A 15674-nucleotide genomic window follows, 5' to 3' on the forward strand; every position below is an offset into this window, starting at 1 on the left:
GGGATATAAGGTGTCTGTGATATTATCCAGCACCCTATATACCCGCTATCTTTCAAGTCGTAGTATTGGGTATAACAAATACAAAATTGGAGCGAAGGGATGTGTGTTTTCGGGGTTAATAACAGCTCACTTTGGGGGGCTAACGTATGAAAGTCACGCTGCCTGATTTTCGCCGCGCGGGTGTATTAGTCGTTGGTGATGTCATGTTAGACCGTTATTGGTATGGCCCAACCAGCCGAATCTCACCAGAAGCACCGGTGCCGGTCGTGAAAGTGGATACCATCGAAGAACGTCCCGGTGGTGCTGCAAACGTTGCGATGAACATCGCCTCCCTTGGTGCAATCTCCCGGCTCGTTGGATTGACTGGTATTGATGATGCTGCGCGCGCATTGACCAGCAAACTCAATGAAGTTCAGGTTCGTTGCGATTTTGTCTCGGTGCCAACTCACCCAACGATTACCAAGCTGAGAGTGCTTTCCCGTAACCAGCAACTGATCCGCTTGGATTTTGAAGAAGGTTTTGATGGGGTTGATCCTCAGCCTATCTTTGAACGCATTCAACAAGCACTGCCGCAGATTGGCGCACTGGTACTGTCCGACTACGCGAAAGGTGCATTGAACAGCGTGCAGCCAATGATCCAACTGGCGCGTAAAGCAAAAGTGCCGGTTCTTATCGATCCTAAAGGTAGCGATTTTGAACGTTATCGCGGCGCAACCCTACTGACACCTAATTTATCTGAGTTCGAAGCGGTGGTTGGCCACTGTAAAAACGAAGAGGAGTTGGTCAGCCGGGGTATGAAGCTGGTGGCTGATTTTGAGCTTTCAGCCTTGCTGGTAACTCGCTCCGAACAAGGGATGACACTGCTACAACCCGGGAAAAAACCGCTGCATTTACCGACTCAGGCGCAGGAAGTATTTGATGTGACTGGGGCCGGCGATACGGTGATTGGGGTACTGGCTGCTGCATTGGCGGCGGGAAATACACTTGAAGAGTCATGCTTCTTGGCCAATGCTGCCGCTGGCGTTGTGGTTGGTAAGTTAGGGACTTCGACGGTCTCTCCCATTGAGTTGGAAAATGCTATCCGTGGCCGAGCTGAAACAGGTTTCGGCGTGATGGATGAGCAGCAACTGAAAAAAGCGGTGATGCAGGCCCGCCAGCGTGGTGAAAAAGTGGTCATGACCAATGGCATTTTTGACATTCTCCATGCCGGTCATGTTTCCTACTTAGCCAATGCTCGCAAATTGGGCGATCGCCTGATTGTTGCAGTTAACAGCGATGCCTCAACTAAGCGGCTGAAAGGCGAAAAACGCCCAGTGAATCCATTGGATCAGCGCATGATTGTTTTGGGCGCGTTGGAAGCAGTGGATTGGGTTGTACCATTTGAAGAAGATACGCCACAGCGCTTAATTGCTGATATTTTGCCGGACTTGCTGGTGAAAGGCGGCGATTACAAGCCAGATGAGATTGCCGGTAGTGCAGAAGTTTGGGCCGCCGGTGGTGAAGTTAAGGTGTTGAATTTTGAAGATGGTGTTTCTACCACCAATATTATTCAGTCAATCAAGAATGGCCGCGGCTAAATACCCTTCGGCCTTGAAGTTGCAGGGGTGTTAGCTGCGCGTACTTACCCGAATCACTTACTTGAGTAAGCTCATCGGGATGTGTTTGCTTGCTGCCTACCTGCCACTCCAATGACTTTGGGTATTATAGATTAGGTATAGAAAAAGGCGGTGAAGTGGGACTAAAACAGGAGTTAAGCCTGGCACAAGGAGTCGGGTTGCTATCCACCTCACTGCTGGGAACTGGCGTCTTTGCCGTCCCTGCGTTGGCCGCAATGCTGGCAGGTGACGACAGTCTGTGGGCTTGGCCGGTGCTGATTGTGCTGGTCTTTCCGATTGCTATCGCTTTTGCCGCTTTAGGCCGCCACTTTCCCAGTGCAGGGGGCGCGGCTCATTTTGTCACGATGGCATTCGGCCCTAAGCTTGGGAAAGTGACCGGCTGGCTATTTTTATCTGTCATTCCGGTTGGTTTACCTGCTGCGCTACAAATTGCTGCCGGTTTTTGGCAGGCGACTTTTGGCTGGAGCGATACCGGGCTGTTGATGGTACAACTGATGACCTTGCTGGTTATTTGGCTGCTGGGGACTCGCAGTGCTGGGTCTAGTGCCAACGTGCAAACCCTGATCGCTTTGTTGGTCATCGCGCTGGTGGTGGCTATTTGGTGGCAGGGGGATATTCACCCATCGCAAATACCCTGGCCCGCAGTGCACGATATTTCCCCGCCAAATATGTTTAGCGCACTGGCAGTGATGTTTTGGTGTTTTGTCGGGTTAGAAGCTTTCGCGCATCTGGCCACAGAGTTTCGCCATCCTGAACGTGATTTTCCTCGAGCCTTAATAGTTGGGTTACTGGTTGCTGGCGCAGTGTACTGGGGATGTACCGTCGCTGTGCTGCATTTCCATGCCTATGGTGAACAGCAGGCCGCAGCAGCTTCACTGCCCAATATTGTGGTGCAACTCTTTGGTGCACATGCGCTGTGGATTGCCTGCATTATTGGTTATTTAGCTTGCTTTGCCAGTGTCAATATCTACACCCAGAGCTTTGCTCGCATGGTCTGGTCACAAGCTCAGGTGCGCCCACAAAGTAAATTGGCGCAGCTCTCCGCTGGGAAAACACCGGTTAATGCGCTCACTGCGGTGGTCGGTAGTTGTCTGACTTTTGCCTTGCTGATTTACGGGTTATCTCTACCACTGGATCTGCTGATTGTTTACGCCAATGGTATTTTTGTACTGATTTATTTGCTGTGCATGCTGGCGGGGATTCGTTTACTAAAGGGGCGCTCGCGGGTGATGTCGGTGATTGGTAGTGTGTTGTGTTGCATATTGCTGGTTATGATTGGCTGGAAAAGCTTATACGCCTTGCTGATGTTTGCATTGTTGTGGATGCTGATGTCGAGGTTTCGTGGACAGGCTATACCGTCATAAGCATCAACGTAGGGCGCGATTAGAGCGCCCTTATCATAATCGAATGATTATTCGCCAGTTTTCTCATCACTCACGGCAGGAGCACTGTTAAATTTGGCTTCTAGCTCGCCCATACGCTGCTCCAGCAACGCTAATTTTTCTCTGGTGCGCAGCAATACCTGAGTTTGTACGTCGAACTCTTCACGATTAACCAAATCCAGACGGGTTAACTGCGATTGCAGCACCATGCGGATTTTCTTTTCGACGTCGTCCCCGAATTCGCGAATACCTTTCGGCATAGACTCATGCACCTGGCGGGCGATTTGTTCAATTTTTTTCGGGTCAATCATGGTGTTTCCCTAATTAGATGTGTAGTTACCTTCTCTAGTGTAATGCCAGATGCAAATTGTATAAACCTCCACACATCTACATTTTGGTAATTGCCCCAGCGAATCAATAGCGCTATAGTCGTAGAGCTTATTCTCAGGGCGGGGTGCAAGTCCCCACCGGCGGTAAATTGTGTTGTGGCATTCCTGTGTCGCTGTGCAAAAGCCCGCGAGCGCTCACGTTGTCTCTCTTGTTAATGAGAGCGAGGTAGAGGTCAGCAGATCCGGTGTAATTCCGGGGCCGACGGTTATAGTCCGGATGGGAGAGAGTAACGGTATTTGCCGGGCCTATGGCTCGCTTGCGTTATTTCGGCTATTTCTATTGTTTAAATCAAGATAGAAAAATGGCCATTTACTCCTCAAGACCGCCCTGATTCTGGTAATCCATAATTTTAATGAGGTTTTTTACCATGAATCAGACCCTTCTATCAGATTTTGGCACGCCTGTTGAGCGTGTAGAACGAGCTATTGATGCTCTGCGTCAAGGCCGTGGCGTTATGGTGTTGGATGACGAAAGTCGTGAAAACGAAGGCGATATAGTCTTTGCTGCCGAAGCAATGACTGTTGAGCAGATGGCGCTGACTATTCGCCATGGCAGTGGCATTGTGTGCCTGTGTATCACTGATGAACGCCGTCAACAGCTTGATTTGCCAATGATGGTCACCCACAACTCTAGCCAGTTCCAGACGGCATTTACCGTGACAATTGAAGCGGCTAAAGGTGTAACTACTGGGGTTTCTGCTGCGGACCGTTTGACGACTATCCGGGCTGCCATTGCTGATAACGCGAAACCTGCTGACCTTAATCGCCCTGGGCATGTCTTCCCGCTGCGCGGCCAACCGGGCGGTGTGTTAACTCGCCGTGGTCACACCGAAGCATCTATCGATTTGGCCACGCTGGCAGGGTACAAACCAGCTGGCGTATTGTGCGAACTGACCAATGACGATGGCAGCATGGCACATGCACCAGAAGTGATTGAGTTCGCCAAATTGCATGATATGCCTGTCGTGACAATTGATGACTTGGCTGAATATCTTCAGTCCCAAGCTAAAAAAGCCAGCTAACTTCTGATGGCAATATCAACTGATATTGCCTCTTGATCTTGTGGCTCATACACCGGGTTGCCGTTATTTTCTTGAATAGACTGCTGCCCGGTGATTTTCTACCGCCTCGGTATTTTAACGGTATTTCCTCCTCTATTTTTCCCTTCAAATTTATTGAATATCTTCATCACTGTTATCCGGCTGTGTAATGAAAAAAAAGCGCGTAATGTATTCCCTATGGTTTAGCGCCACTCTTTTTCTTAACAGTAAGGATTTTTTATGAACACCTCTCGTATGCCTGCACTGTTTCTCGGCCACGGTAGCCCGATGAACGTGCTGGAAGAAAACAGTTACACTCAGGCATGGCGTGCGTTGGGTGAGACATTACCGCGTCCTAAGGCAATTCTGGCTATTTCTGCCCACTGGTATACCCGTGGTACAGCAGTCACTGCCATGGATAAACCTCGGACTATTCATGATTTTGGTGGATTCCCACAGGCACTGTTTGATACCCAATATCCGGCCCCGGGTTCCCCTGCATTGGCGGCACAGATTCAACAATTACTAGCACCTATTGCTGTGCGAGCTGATACCAGTGAGTGGGGCTTGGACCACGGGAGTTGGGGGGTATTGATCAAAATGTATCCTGAGGCTGATATTCCTGTCGTGCAACTGAGTATTGATGGCACGCAACCGGCAGAATACCACTATGAATTAGGCCGTAAACTGGCGGTGCTACGTGATCAGGGTGTGATGATTGTTGCCAGTGGTAACGTGGTGCATAACTTGCGTATGGTCAGATGGCAGGGGGAGAGTAACCCATATCCATGGGCTGAGTCGTTCAACCAATTTGTACGTGATAACCTGAATTATCAAGGTGATAACCATCCATTGGTTAACTTTATGCAGCATGATGGGGCTGAGTTATCCAACCCATCACCAGAGCATTACTTACCATTACTGTATGTGTTGGGGAGTTGGGATGGTAAAGAGCCGATTTCGATTCCGACAGATGGGATTGAGATGGGGTCGTTGAGTATGTTGTCGGTACAGATAGGCCACTGCGCGTCGTCACTCTGAGATAGCAGAGTGCTCGGTACGTATATACTCAGGCACTCCGCGCTGGGCGCACCCAGATTGATTTAGCTCGCTACGCCTCTCGGCAGATGGGGGGAATGTACCGAATGGGTCGTAACGGCCTGAGCTGTTGGGGTGAACCATCGTTGCAGTCACCCCACGAGTCACTGAGCAATAAAAGCAACTTGTTAAAAATGGTAAGGGAAAGCCGATGCTTTCCCTTACTTTAATGGTGTGCTCTTACCCTAAAATAATATGGGGGTAAAAACGCGACAGATCTTGGGTGATCAGTTCGCGATCTTCACGCAAACCAATACCACAGGGTTGATCGTTGACCAGCCAACTGCCAATCAACGTATAGCTGTCACCAAACTTAGGCAGTGGATGGAATTGCTGAACAATCATGCCTTCCTCACCGTATGGCCCATCAACTCGAGCCACCTCTTTGCCGTTTTCTACTATCTGAATATTGGCGCCTTCCCGTGAAAATAGCGGCTTGGTGACATAATGATCCATGGCAGGATGATCATCTTCAGCAAAATAAGCAGGCAACAAGTTAGGGTGATTAGGGAACATCTCCCACAGCAAAGGAAGCAACGCTTTATTGGAGATAATGCTCTTCCAGGCCGGTTCCAACCAGCGTACGCCAGCATCTTCCAGCTTGGTAGAAAACATTTCGCGGAACATAAATTCCCACGGATAGAGCTTGAACAAATTACTGATAACCTGATTATCCAAGTCAGTAAATTGCCCTTTCTCCCCTAAGCCTATCTCTTCCATAAACATAAATTCAGTAGGCAAACCGGCTTCCAGTGCGCAATCTTGCAGATATTGCACGGTACCGCGATCTTCTTCACTGTCCTGACAGCAGGCCAGATGCAGCAAACTAAAACCATGGTTGTCGCGCAAATCAGCAAAACGCTCAATCAGCTTTTCTTGCATGCTGTTGTATTGGTCGGAATCCTGACTCAAATTACCCGCATTGATCTGGTCTTCCAGCCATAACCATTGGAAAAAGGCGGCTTCATACAATGACGTTGGCGTATCTGCATTATTTTCCAGCAATTTCGCTGGGTTAACACCGTCATAGGCCAAATCAAGGCGAGAGTAGAGCGATGGCTGATTGGTTCGCCATGAACTGCGGACAAAATCCCAGCAATGTTTTGGGATGCGGAACTTCGCCATTAGTTGGTCGCTATTCACCACTTTATCAACCACTTGCAAACACATTTGATGCAATTCAGCGGTGGTATCTTCCAACTCTTCAATTTGTGCGAGTGTGAATTCGTAATATGCATCTTCACACCAGTACGGTTCGCCATACATGGTGTGAAAACGGAAACCGAATTCGGTGGCTTTTTCGCGCCAGTCCGGGCGTTCGCTAATCGCTAAACGTTTCATTAATTAGACCTTAGCCGCCCATACTACGAGTGCTGCTTTTAGATGATGTTGCCGCACTACGTTGCATAGAAGACTGCTTGGCAACTGACTCGCCAAAACCACCACGGGTGATGGTATTCGTCACCGCAGGTTTCGGTGCCATTGCCGTTCTCGGTACTGTCATGGTGCGGCCTGTGGTGGCTGAACCAAAGTTTTTACCTGTCGCATCGACAAACTTGCCATTGGCAGGGCTATTTGGCGCTTTTGAGGTGAATAATGGCTGGCTTGCGCCGCCTCCCATCATCCGGCCCATCATATAACCGGCCATCAATGGCATCCACATGCTGCCGCTTTGTTGTGGTGCTGCCGCTGTAGTTTCAGAAGACGGTGAAGAGGTAGGAACCATGCCCGCTTGTGCTGGAGCCTGAGTACACTGTGACTCACCAAATTCTGCAACGCAGTCTTCACGGGTTGCATATTTAGGCGCAGTTTTAGCGGCTTCCTGCAATGCCGTGTTGTATGCGGTGGTGCACTCCGCACTTTTTGACGGATTCGCCTGAGAACAATCATCAGCGTTTTGGTACAAAGAGACGGTTTCATCGGTTTTTTCACAGCCTGCCAGCATAAATACGGCACTGACCGCTAAAGCTACTGGCGCGAGGCGGTAACTGCGCCAGGATTTACGGAAAGTCTCTTGATTAATGTTTTGAGTCCGTTTCATCGTTATTTATCTCATTTCCGGGCCTTCAATGCCCTTTCCCAGTTAGTGTCCTAAGAATAGGGGAAATGTGTATGAAATTAAAGCGTGAGGGCTGATGAGTAGCAGACTTTACAAAGTTATACGAAATGCTGTAGGTAACTTCACTTTTTTCATTGATAAAAAGTGCTTAGCGACAAAAGAGGGGGAAATAAAAATAAACCGGGCACAGCTTGGATACTGTGCCCGGAGAGTCCACACCAATAAAAATCAGTTACGGAATGGATTACCGTTACGTGTCGCAGCCGGTGTTGTGGTTGTTGACTGGCTAACGGTGGTCGCGCGCGGTGCTGACTGAGTGCTGGTGCCATCGGCATAAGCATTCTGATTGGCATTGTCTGGCGCTAAACTGGTGGCTGAGGTTGGAACAGGTTTATCCAATACGCCATTCAGTTCCATCAGGTCATTCATGTTCAGCGTGCCCAGTGCAGATTTTATATTTAACTGATTAATCAGATAATTATAACGTGCATTAGCGAGTTGCTGTTTGGACTGATACAAGTTAGTTGTTGCAGTCAGTACGTCCAGGATGGTACGAGTCCCCACCTGATAGCCCGCTTCCATGGCATCCAATGAGCTTTGGTTGGAAATGACCACTTGCTCATAGGCCTTAATACTGCTGATTGAGGCTGAAATGTTATTGAATGAGGAACGCACCGTTTGCACCACACTGCGGTGGGCACTTTCTAACTGCTCACTGGCACCGACGAAATTATATTGCGCTTGTTTCACCGCAGAATTCGTCGCACCACCGCTATACAGAGGTAAGCTCAGTTGTACGCCAATTTTGTTTTGACCTGCATCTGTATTCACTTGCTGGGTGCTTGGTGTGCCCCCGCTGTAACGGGTATTGGTAACGGAAGATGAAGCGGTCAAATCGATTGTTGGCATATAGCCCGTTTCTGCTGATTTAATCTGCTCACGAGCCAAGTCTTGACTCAAACGGGCAGAAAGCAAAGAAAGGTTACGTTTCTCAGCATCTTTCAACAGGTTATTGACGGCTTGTGGGCGTTCAGTCTTCAAACGATCGACATTCAGTGACGCCAGTTCAGGATAATAAACCCCCGTAATCTGCCGCAGGTTTTCCAGTGCGTTATCCAGATTATTACGCGCGGTCACTTCATCCGCTAATACGGTATCGTAGCTGGCACGGGCGTTCTGCACGTCAGTAATGGCCACTAAACCCACATTAAAGCGCTGGGTTGTTTGGTCTAACTGGCGGTAAACAGACTGCTTCTGCGCTTCGGTATAAGACAGAGTATCAATGGCGTTTAGAACAGCAAAATAAGCTGTAGCTGTATCCAGAATCAGTTGTTGTTCGCTGGTCTGGAATGTGACGTCCTGAATACCTGCGGCTTTCTCTTGTAAAGTCAGCGCGCGCCATTTAGACATATCAAAAATAGTTTGGGTCAGTTGCAGAGAACCTGACGTTGCATTGCTATCTGGATTATCAGAAGCATCGCGGAAACCATTGGTATGAGTGTAACCCGCACCTAAACCAAGCTGTGGTAACAACGGGCTGCGAGCTTCATTAATTTTTTCATATGCAGCATCGCGGTCAGCCGCTGATTTGCGTAAATCCGGGTTACTATCCCTGGCTTGCTTATAAACTTGCAGCAAGTTCTCTGCCTGGCTCATGGTACTGAAACCAGCCAGACTCAGCCCGATAAGAAGGGGGAGCAGTTTCTTCATTTGCAGTCCTTGTTGTGCAGCATTTATGCGGCAAATATTACTATGGTAGCTGTCGATAGACGAATTGTTGCCGATTCTATCAGAGTCTGCCAATGGGATAAGGTGGCTGATTGTGCCATCTCGCCTAAATTTACTTAAATCTATCACAAACCTAAATGAGTATTCAGACAACTAACCTGTATCGCACCCTGTTTATCAAACTACCGATTATCAAATCATCACTATAAAAACGTATTTATCAAACCGCTAATTTTTGTTCACCCACTCATTTCTATCTATTAACTGATTTTTATCAACTAATGATGCCTGCTATTTTAAAATCTTGTAGCCTGCGTTAAGTCTGTCAGGATATGGCTTGAAGTCCAAGGTGCGGTGATATTTTTAATAAAAAAGCATGACTAATGAAATGTATGATTGCACAGTTATCAGCCTTGTGTGATGTCATTTAGGTGTCATCAAAAATCACAATTCAGGTTAGATACTTAAGTAAGGAGATAACGCAATGACATCAAAACAACCCTCACCGGTGACCTTCGACAAGAATGATGTGGAAATTATTGCACGTGAAACACTGTACCGTGGTTTTTTTTCACTGAATTTATACCGGTTTCGTCACCGTCTGTTTAATGGCGAAATGAGTGGGGAGGTCAAACGCGAAATTTTTGAGCGTGGTCATGCTGCGGTGTTATTGGCATATGATCCTGTGCGCGACGAAGTGGTATTGGTCGAACAATTGCGAATCGCTGCGATTGACAGCAGCCCATCACCTTGGTTATTAGAAATGATAGCCGGAATGGTTGAAGAGGGCGAAAGCGTCGAAGAAGTCGCTCGTCGCGAAGCCCAAGAAGAAGCGGGAATTGATATTGGTCGTTGTAAACCCGTGCTCAGTTATTTAGCCAGCCCAGGGGGGACCAGTGAGCGTTTATCTATCATGGTCGGTGAAGTCGATGCGACAACTGCAAGCGGTATTCATGGGTTGGCAGATGAAAATGAAGATATTCGAGTGCACGTTGTCAGCCGCGAACAGGCTTGTCGTTGGGTTGAGGAAGGTGCTATTGATAACGCAGCCTCCATCATTGCATTACAATGGTTGGCGTTGCACCATCAATCCCTGAGAGCAGAATGGCAGTTGTAAAAAAAGCGAGCATAATAATGGTTAAGCGCTACACACCTGATTTTCCTGAAATGATGCGAGTATGCGAAACAAATTTCGCACAATTGCGTCGTTTGATACCGCGCATCGACGAAGTGGGCGAAAGTGTGGCTTATCAGGTGAATGGCGCCAGCTATCAACTGACAATTATTGAATCGACCCGCTACACTTCTGTAGTAGAGATAGTACAAACCAAGCCTACGGTGAGCCATTGGAGCCTGCCCTCAATGGTAGTGCGGCTTTATCATGATGCGCAGGTCGCGGAAGTGTGTGCCAGTCAGCAGATCTCCCGCTTCAAAGCAAGTTATGATTATCCGAATAAAAAGTTGCATCAGCGGGACGAAAAGCATCAAATTAACCAGTTTCTTGCTGACTGGTTGCGCTATTGTTTGGCGCATGGAGCAGTGGCAGTTCCGGTTTGTTAGACAGACTTATCGCCTTGCCTACAGATCTGATAACTCTGGTTGGGAAAGGTACAAAAACAAGGACACCATTTGGAAAGCCTGTTTAAACTGCCTATGGCGAGTGGGGCCAAGGTCAGAATTTTACAAATAACAGATACCCACCTCTTTGCGGGTGAACATGAGACCTTGCTGGGTGTAAATACTTCCCGCAGTTATCGCGCTGTGTTGGATGCGATTATTGCTGAGCAGCACCCCTTTGATCTTATTGTTGCGACTGGCGATTTGGCTCAGGATCACTCTGTTGCCGCTTATCAGAATTTTGCGAAAGGCATCTCACGTTTGTCTGCGCCTTGCGTATGGCTCCCCGGTAATCATGACTTCCAACCCGCGATGGTCGATGCTTTGGCGGATGCGGGTATTGCGCCTTCAAAGCATGTTTTGGTCGGGGATAACTGGCAAATTCTTTTGTTAGACAGCCAGGTCTTTGGCGTACCTTATGGTGAACTGAGTGACTATCAGTTGGAGTGGATGGAACGTTGCCTGGTGGCACATCCAGAACGCTATACACTGGTATTATTGCATCATCATCCTATGCCGTCGGGCTGCACTTGGCTTGATCAGCACAGTCTGCGTAATGCACATATGCTTGCAGCAGTACTGACTCGCTATCCACGTGTGACGACATTATTGTGTGGTCATATCCATCAGGATTTGGATCTCGACTGGTATGGTAAGCGCTTGCTAGCCAGCCCTTCTACTTGTGTGCAGTTCAAACCGCACTGTACTAATTTTACACTTGATACTGTGGCCCCGGGATGGCGCTACCTCGATTTACTGCCTGATGGAATACTTGAAACTGAGGTTCGTCGGTTAGCCAGTGATGAGTTCTGCCCGGACATGGACTCGGATGGTTATTGATGAGTACGCTTCTATATATTCACGGCTTTAATAGCTCCCCCAGCTCGGCGAAGGCCACCACCTTCAAAAGTTGGTTGCAAGAGCATCATCCTCATATTGAAATGCTGATACCCCAATTGCCGCCCTATCCGGCGGAGGCAGCAGAAATGCTGGAAAGTATTGTGATGGACAAAGCCGGGCAATCCATTGGCATCGTAGGTTCCTCCCTTGGTGGTTATTTTGCCACTTGGCTTTCCCAGCGTTTGAGTATTCCCGCAGTGGTTGTGAACCCGGCAGTGCGGCCATTTGAGCTGCTTAATGATTATCTGGGCGAGAATGAGAACCCCTACACCGGGCAACAATATGTGTTAGAGTCTCGACATATTTATGATCTGAAAGCTATGCAGATTGAAAAGCTGGAATCACCGGATTTACTCTGGTTATTGCAGCAAACCGGGGATGAGATCCTCGACTACCGTCAAGCGGTTGCCTATTACACCCCTTGTCGGCAAACAGTAGAATCAGGTGGGAATCACGCCTTTATTGGCTTTGATCATTACTTCTCCCCGATTGTAACTTTTTTAGGGCTAGCAACCGCTTGATATCTGGTGGTTTAAGCTTCACCCAAACAGTGGGTATTGTACCGCTGGCCATTATGGCCTGTCGGTCATGTCTAGCCTTCCAACCATTAGCCGAATATTAATCAAACCATGACTGAATCCAGCTATAACGCTGATGCCATTGAAGTACTCAGCGGTTTAGAACCAGTGCGCCGTCGTCCGGGAATGTACACGGATACCACGCGACCAAACCACCTTGGTCAAGAGGTGATTGATAACAGTGTCGATGAGGCTCTGGCAGGACATGCCCGCCGAATTGACGTGATTCTGCACGCCGATCAATCACTGGAGGTGATTGATGATGGTCGTGGGATGCCGGTTGATATCCATCCAGAAGAAGGTGTTCCTGCGGTTGAACTGATTTTGTGTCGTTTGCATGCAGGCGGCAAATTCTCTAATAAAAACTATCAGTTCTCTGGCGGTTTGCACGGTGTTGGGATTTCAGTGGTTAACGCCTTATCCAAACGCGTAGAAGTCACGGTGCGTCGGGATAGCCAAATCTACAGCATCGCCTTTGAAAATGGCGATAAAGTGCAGGATTTACAAGTTATTGGCACCTGTGGTAAGCGTAATACCGGCACCAGCGTGCATTTCTGGCCAGACGTTTCTTTCTTCGATAGTCCGCGATTCTCGGTATCTCGTTTATCGCATTTACTGAAAGCCAAAGCGGTTCTGTGCCCAGGTGTCGAAATCGTCTTTAAAGATCAGGTGAATAATACCGAGCAGCGCTGGTGTTATGCCGATGGCCTGACTGACTATCTGATGGAAGCGGTTAATGGCTTGATTACACTGCCAGAAGTGCCGTTTGTTGGCTCTTTTGCCGGTGATACCGAAGCCATCGATTGGGCGCTGTTATGGCTACCTGAAGGCGGCGAGTTGCTGACCGAAAGTTATGTTAACTTGATCCCGACCATGCAGGGCGGTACTCACGTTAATGGTTTACGTCAGGGTTTACTTGATGCCATGCGCGAGTTTTGCGAATACCGCAATATTCTACCACGCGGCGTTAAACTCTCGGCTGATGATATCTGGGAACGCTGTGCGTATGTGTTGTCCGTAAAAATGCAGGACCCACAATTTGCTGGCCAGACGAAAGAGCGGCTTTCCTCACGTCAGTGCGCGGCCTTTGTATCTGGTGTTGTAAAAGATGCTTTCAGCCTGTGGCTGAATCAGAACGTACAAGCGGCAGAACAGTTAGCTGAAATGGCTATCTCTAGTGCTCAACGCCGCATGCGTGCGGCGAAAAAAGTGGTGCGTAAGAAGTTAACCAGCGGTCCGGCCCTCCCCGGTAAACTGGCAGATTGTACTTCGCAGGACTTGAGCATGACGGAACTGTTTCTGGTAGAAGGGGATTCCGCAGGTGGTTCAGCCAAACAGGCACGTGACCGCGAATATCAAGCTATCATGCCGCTGAAAGGTAAGATCCTGAATACTTGGGAAGTCTCTTCAGATGAAGTCCTCGCTTCACAAGAAGTTCATGATATCTCGGTCGCAATTGGTATTGATCCAGACAGCGATGATTTGAGCCAGTTACGTTACGGTAAAATTTGCATTCTCGCGGATGCGGATTCTGACGGTTTGCACATTGCGACGTTGTTATGCGCGCTGTTTGTCCGCCACTTCCGCACTCTGGTGCGCAATGGGCACGTGTATGTGGCAATGCCACCGCTGTATCGTATCGACTTGGGCAAAGAAGTGTTTTATGCGCTGGATGAAGAAGAAAAAGCGGGTGTGCTGGAGCAACTGAAACGTAAACGCGGCAAGCCAAATGTTCAGCGCTTTAAAGGGTTGGGTGAAATGAACCCATTGCAGTTGCGTGAAACTACCTTGGATCCTAACACTCGCCGTTTGGTGCAGTTGACTATTGGTGATGAGGATGTGGATAAAACCATGGCAATGATGGATATGCTATTGGCGAAAAAACGCTCCGAAGATCGCCGCAATTGGCTGCAAGAGAAAGGGGATACCGCTGAAATCGAGGTTTGATCGATGAAAGTGACGTTGGAAGAGTTGCAGGCGTTTACCTCGGTAGTTGACTGTGGCTCCATTACGGCAGCAGCGGAGCAGCGCAGCCAGACAACATCGGGTATCAGCCGTGCATTGAGCCGGTTGGAACAAAAGCTTGCGACGACGCTGCTGCGTCGCACTACCCGGCGGTTGGAGCTAACCGAAGAGGGCGAACTGTTCCTCAGTCATGCGCGGCAGATTTTGGGTGCTGTGGATGATGCCGAAGAACAAATTGCCCTAAGGCGCTTAAAACCTGCTGGACGGTTACGTATCAATGCGGCGGCACCTTTTATGCAACATGTGATTGTGCCGATGATCAGCGGTTTTCGGACGTTATATCCGCAAATTATTCTTGAGCTGAATACTGACGATCTTAATATCGATTTACTTGAGCAGCGTACCGATATTGCCATTCGTATCGGCGCGCTACGTGATTCTACTATCCACGCTCGTTTGCTGGGTGCCAGTCGAGTACGCATTCTCGCTAGTCCAGACTATCTGCGACGCTACGGTACGCCCAACACCATTGATGAGTTGGCAAATCACAGCTTGCTTGGATTCACCCAACCGGAGTTTCTAAATCAGTGGTCGCTGCCCCATTTACCGGGCGGGCGCTCGTCAATCACACCTAATTTAGCCGCATCCAGTGGTGAAACACTGCGCTTACTGGCTTTACAGGGAGAGGGGATCGTCGAGTTATCTGACTTTATGACCCGAGAGGATCAATTAGCGGGGCGTTTAGTTGAGGTGATGGCGGATCAAATTCTGGAAACCTGGCAGCCAATCAATGCGGTTTATTATCGTAATACCCAACTTGCGGCGCGGATTACCTGTTTTCTGGATTACGTCAGTGAGCAGATTAAGACGAGCCATTGGCTTAAAGATAACCACTAACCCGCTGTAATCGAATCGTCGCTAAATTAATTGAAGTTGCCGCGTTTGTGCTGCAACTTCAATAAACCAGACTAAGCGTTATCTAAAATATAAATAACCACATCCAGTACATCATCTTTCACTACTTCGCGATGCTGATGCATGTGTTCCATCTGCAAATGTTGCTCCAGATGCTGAACGCTTTGCCACTTTTCCATCATGAAAATAGAATCCGGCGACACCTTTTGCCAGTCAAGTTGGGTCGGCACGTCAATCATCGGTGCGTAACCACCACAACCTTCTTCGGCGAGCACGGCAGGTTGCAACTTTTCAATGGCTTGCAATACTGCTTGACGACGGCCCGGTTTAACTTTTATTTCTGCAAAAACAGTAATCATCATTAACTCAACTTGTGATGGTGTGAAA

At 48.6% G+C, this 15674-nt stretch carries 15 protein-coding genes and 1 riboswitch; of the genes, 10 read left to right on the top strand and 5 right to left on the bottom strand.

Going from position 1 to position 15674, the window contains the following annotated elements; translation table 11 throughout:
• Positions 1 to 146: 146 nt before the first annotated feature.
• Both hldE and yjeH read left to right on the top strand, forming a co-directional pair.
• Complete coding sequence (gene hldE, locus HUZ92_RS01105) at positions 147 to 1577, top strand: bifunctional D-glycero-beta-D-manno-heptose-7-phosphate kinase/D-glycero-beta-D-manno-heptose 1-phosphate adenylyltransferase HldE (RefSeq protein ID WP_050097773.1); 1431 nt, start codon at positions 147 to 149, stop codon at positions 1575 to 1577.
• 155 nt (positions 1578 to 1732) lie between these two features.
• A complete protein-coding gene (gene yjeH / locus HUZ92_RS01110; RefSeq protein ID WP_050097774.1) occupies positions 1733 to 2980 on the top strand; it encodes an L-methionine/branched-chain amino acid transporter in 1248 nt (415 codons plus the stop codon).
• Positions 2981 to 3027: 47 nt separating this feature from the next.
• Here the strand turns inward: yjeH and ubiK are convergent, their stop codons facing one another.
• A complete protein-coding gene (ubiK, locus tag HUZ92_RS01115) occupies positions 3028 to 3309 on the bottom strand; it encodes a ubiquinone biosynthesis accessory factor UbiK (RefSeq protein ID WP_050097775.1) in 282 nt (93 codons plus the stop codon).
• 125 nt (positions 3310 to 3434) lie between these two features.
• Positions 3435 to 3620: riboswitch (FMN riboswitch) on the top strand.
• Positions 3621 to 3755: 135 nt separating this feature from the next.
• Between ubiK and ribB the strand changes: the two genes are divergently transcribed.
• Both ribB and ygiD read left to right on the top strand, forming a co-directional pair.
• The gene (gene ribB / locus HUZ92_RS01120; protein ID WP_050097776.1) at positions 3756 to 4409 is read left to right on the top strand and encodes a 3,4-dihydroxy-2-butanone-4-phosphate synthase; all 654 of its coding nucleotides are present in this window, start codon (positions 3756 to 3758) and stop codon (positions 4407 to 4409) included.
• Positions 4410 to 4667: 258 nt separating this feature from the next.
• Positions 4668 to 5468 (top strand): 4,5-DOPA-extradiol-dioxygenase, encoded by an 801-nt coding sequence (gene ygiD, locus HUZ92_RS01125; RefSeq protein WP_050296208.1) that lies wholly within the window; start codon positions 4668 to 4670, stop codon positions 5466 to 5468.
• A gap of 237 nt (positions 5469 to 5705) precedes the next feature.
• On the opposite strand, the gene HUZ92_RS01130 is transcribed toward ygiD, so the two are convergent.
• The 3 genes from HUZ92_RS01130 to tolC all read right to left on the bottom strand — a co-directional run bounded on the left by HUZ92_RS01130 (position 5706) and on the right by tolC (position 9294).
• Positions 5706 to 6866, bottom strand: a complete 1161-nt coding sequence (locus HUZ92_RS01130) for a glutathionylspermidine synthase family protein (protein WP_050097778.1) — start codon at positions 6864 to 6866, stop codon at positions 5706 to 5708.
• A 10-nt stretch (positions 6867 to 6876) separates the two neighbouring features.
• Complete coding sequence (locus HUZ92_RS01135) at positions 6877 to 7566, bottom strand: DUF1190 family protein (protein ID WP_050097779.1); 690 nt, start codon at positions 7564 to 7566, stop codon at positions 6877 to 6879.
• Positions 7567 to 7812: 246 nt separating this feature from the next.
• Complete coding sequence (gene tolC, locus HUZ92_RS01140; RefSeq protein ID WP_050097780.1) at positions 7813 to 9294, bottom strand: outer membrane channel protein TolC; 1482 nt, start codon at positions 9292 to 9294, stop codon at positions 7813 to 7815.
• A 502-nt stretch (positions 9295 to 9796) separates the two neighbouring features.
• On the opposite strand from tolC, the gene nudF reads away from it, so the two are divergent.
• The 6 genes from nudF (at position 9797) to HUZ92_RS01170 (ending at position 15269) form a co-directional block, all read left to right on the top strand.
• Positions 9797 to 10429 carry an ADP-ribose diphosphatase gene (nudF, locus tag HUZ92_RS01145; RefSeq protein ID WP_050097781.1) on the top strand — a complete coding sequence of 211 codons (633 nt, stop codon included), beginning with the start codon at positions 9797 to 9799 and terminating at the stop codon, positions 10427 to 10429.
• Between the two features lie 17 nt (positions 10430 to 10446).
• Entirely contained in the window at positions 10447 to 10872 is a 426-nt protein-coding gene (locus tag HUZ92_RS01150) for a DUF1249 family protein (RefSeq protein ID WP_050098142.1), read from the top strand.
• A 69-nt stretch (positions 10873 to 10941) separates the two neighbouring features.
• The gene (cpdA, locus tag HUZ92_RS01155; RefSeq protein ID WP_050097782.1) at positions 10942 to 11769 is read left to right on the top strand and encodes a 3',5'-cyclic-AMP phosphodiesterase; all 828 of its coding nucleotides are present in this window, start codon (positions 10942 to 10944) and stop codon (positions 11767 to 11769) included.
• Positions 11769 to 12350: an esterase YqiA gene (yqiA, locus tag HUZ92_RS01160; protein ID WP_174846767.1), complete on the top strand. Its 582-nt coding sequence runs from the start codon at positions 11769 to 11771 to the stop codon at positions 12348 to 12350. Before cpdA ends, yqiA begins: the two co-directional genes overlap by 1 nt.
• 108 nt (positions 12351 to 12458) lie before the next feature.
• Complete coding sequence (gene parE, locus HUZ92_RS01165) at positions 12459 to 14354, top strand: DNA topoisomerase IV subunit B (protein WP_050097784.1); 1896 nt, start codon at positions 12459 to 12461, stop codon at positions 14352 to 14354.
• A gap of 3 nt (positions 14355 to 14357) precedes the next feature.
• Positions 14358 to 15269, top strand: a complete 912-nt coding sequence (locus HUZ92_RS01170; protein WP_145580107.1) for a LysR substrate-binding domain-containing protein — start codon at positions 14358 to 14360, stop codon at positions 15267 to 15269.
• A gap of 71 nt (positions 15270 to 15340) precedes the next feature.
• On the opposite strand, the gene HUZ92_RS01175 is transcribed toward HUZ92_RS01170, so the two are convergent.
• Positions 15341 to 15646 (bottom strand): putative quinol monooxygenase, encoded by a 306-nt coding sequence (locus HUZ92_RS01175; protein ID WP_050140173.1) that lies wholly within the window; start codon positions 15644 to 15646, stop codon positions 15341 to 15343.
• Positions 15647 to 15674 lie beyond the last annotated feature (28 nt).

The organism is Yersinia vastinensis (genome assembly GCF_902726565.1).
GTDB classification, from domain to species: Bacteria; Pseudomonadota; Gammaproteobacteria; order Enterobacterales; family Enterobacteriaceae; genus Yersinia; species Yersinia vastinensis.

What these genes read in the sequence shown, in the direction of transcription:
- hldE (WP_050097773.1), top strand. Translation starts at nt 147, where the DNA reads ATGAAAGTCACGCTGCCTGATTTTCGCCGCGCGGGTGTATTAGTCGTT.
- ubiK (WP_050097775.1), bottom strand. Translation starts at nt 3,309, where the DNA reads ATGATTGACCCGAAAAAAATTGAACAAATCGCCCGCCAGGTGCATGAG.
- ribB (WP_050097776.1), top strand. Translation starts at nt 3,756, where the DNA reads ATGAATCAGACCCTTCTATCAGATTTTGGCACGCCTGTTGAGCGTGTA.
- ygiD (WP_050296208.1), top strand. Translation starts at nt 4,668, where the DNA reads ATGAACACCTCTCGTATGCCTGCACTGTTTCTCGGCCACGGTAGCCCG.
- HUZ92_RS01130 (WP_050097778.1), bottom strand. Translation starts at nt 6,866, where the DNA reads ATGAAACGTTTAGCGATTAGCGAACGCCCGGACTGGCGCGAAAAAGCC.
- HUZ92_RS01135 (WP_050097779.1), bottom strand. Translation starts at nt 7,566, where the DNA reads ATGAAACGGACTCAAAACATTAATCAAGAGACTTTCCGTAAATCCTGG.
- tolC (WP_050097780.1), bottom strand. Translation starts at nt 9,294, where the DNA reads ATGAAGAAACTGCTCCCCCTTCTTATCGGGCTGAGTCTGGCTGGTTTC.
- nudF (WP_050097781.1), top strand. Translation starts at nt 9,797, where the DNA reads ATGACATCAAAACAACCCTCACCGGTGACCTTCGACAAGAATGATGTG.
- HUZ92_RS01150 (WP_050098142.1), top strand. Translation starts at nt 10,447, where the DNA reads ATGGTTAAGCGCTACACACCTGATTTTCCTGAAATGATGCGAGTATGC.
- yqiA (WP_174846767.1), top strand. Translation starts at nt 11,769, where the DNA reads ATGAGTACGCTTCTATATATTCACGGCTTTAATAGCTCCCCCAGCTCG.
- parE (WP_050097784.1), top strand. Translation starts at nt 12,459, where the DNA reads ATGACTGAATCCAGCTATAACGCTGATGCCATTGAAGTACTCAGCGGT.
- HUZ92_RS01170 (WP_145580107.1), top strand. Translation starts at nt 14,358, where the DNA reads ATGAAAGTGACGTTGGAAGAGTTGCAGGCGTTTACCTCGGTAGTTGAC.
- HUZ92_RS01175 (WP_050140173.1), bottom strand. Translation starts at nt 15,646, where the DNA reads ATGATTACTGTTTTTGCAGAAATAAAAGTTAAACCGGGCCGTCGTCAA.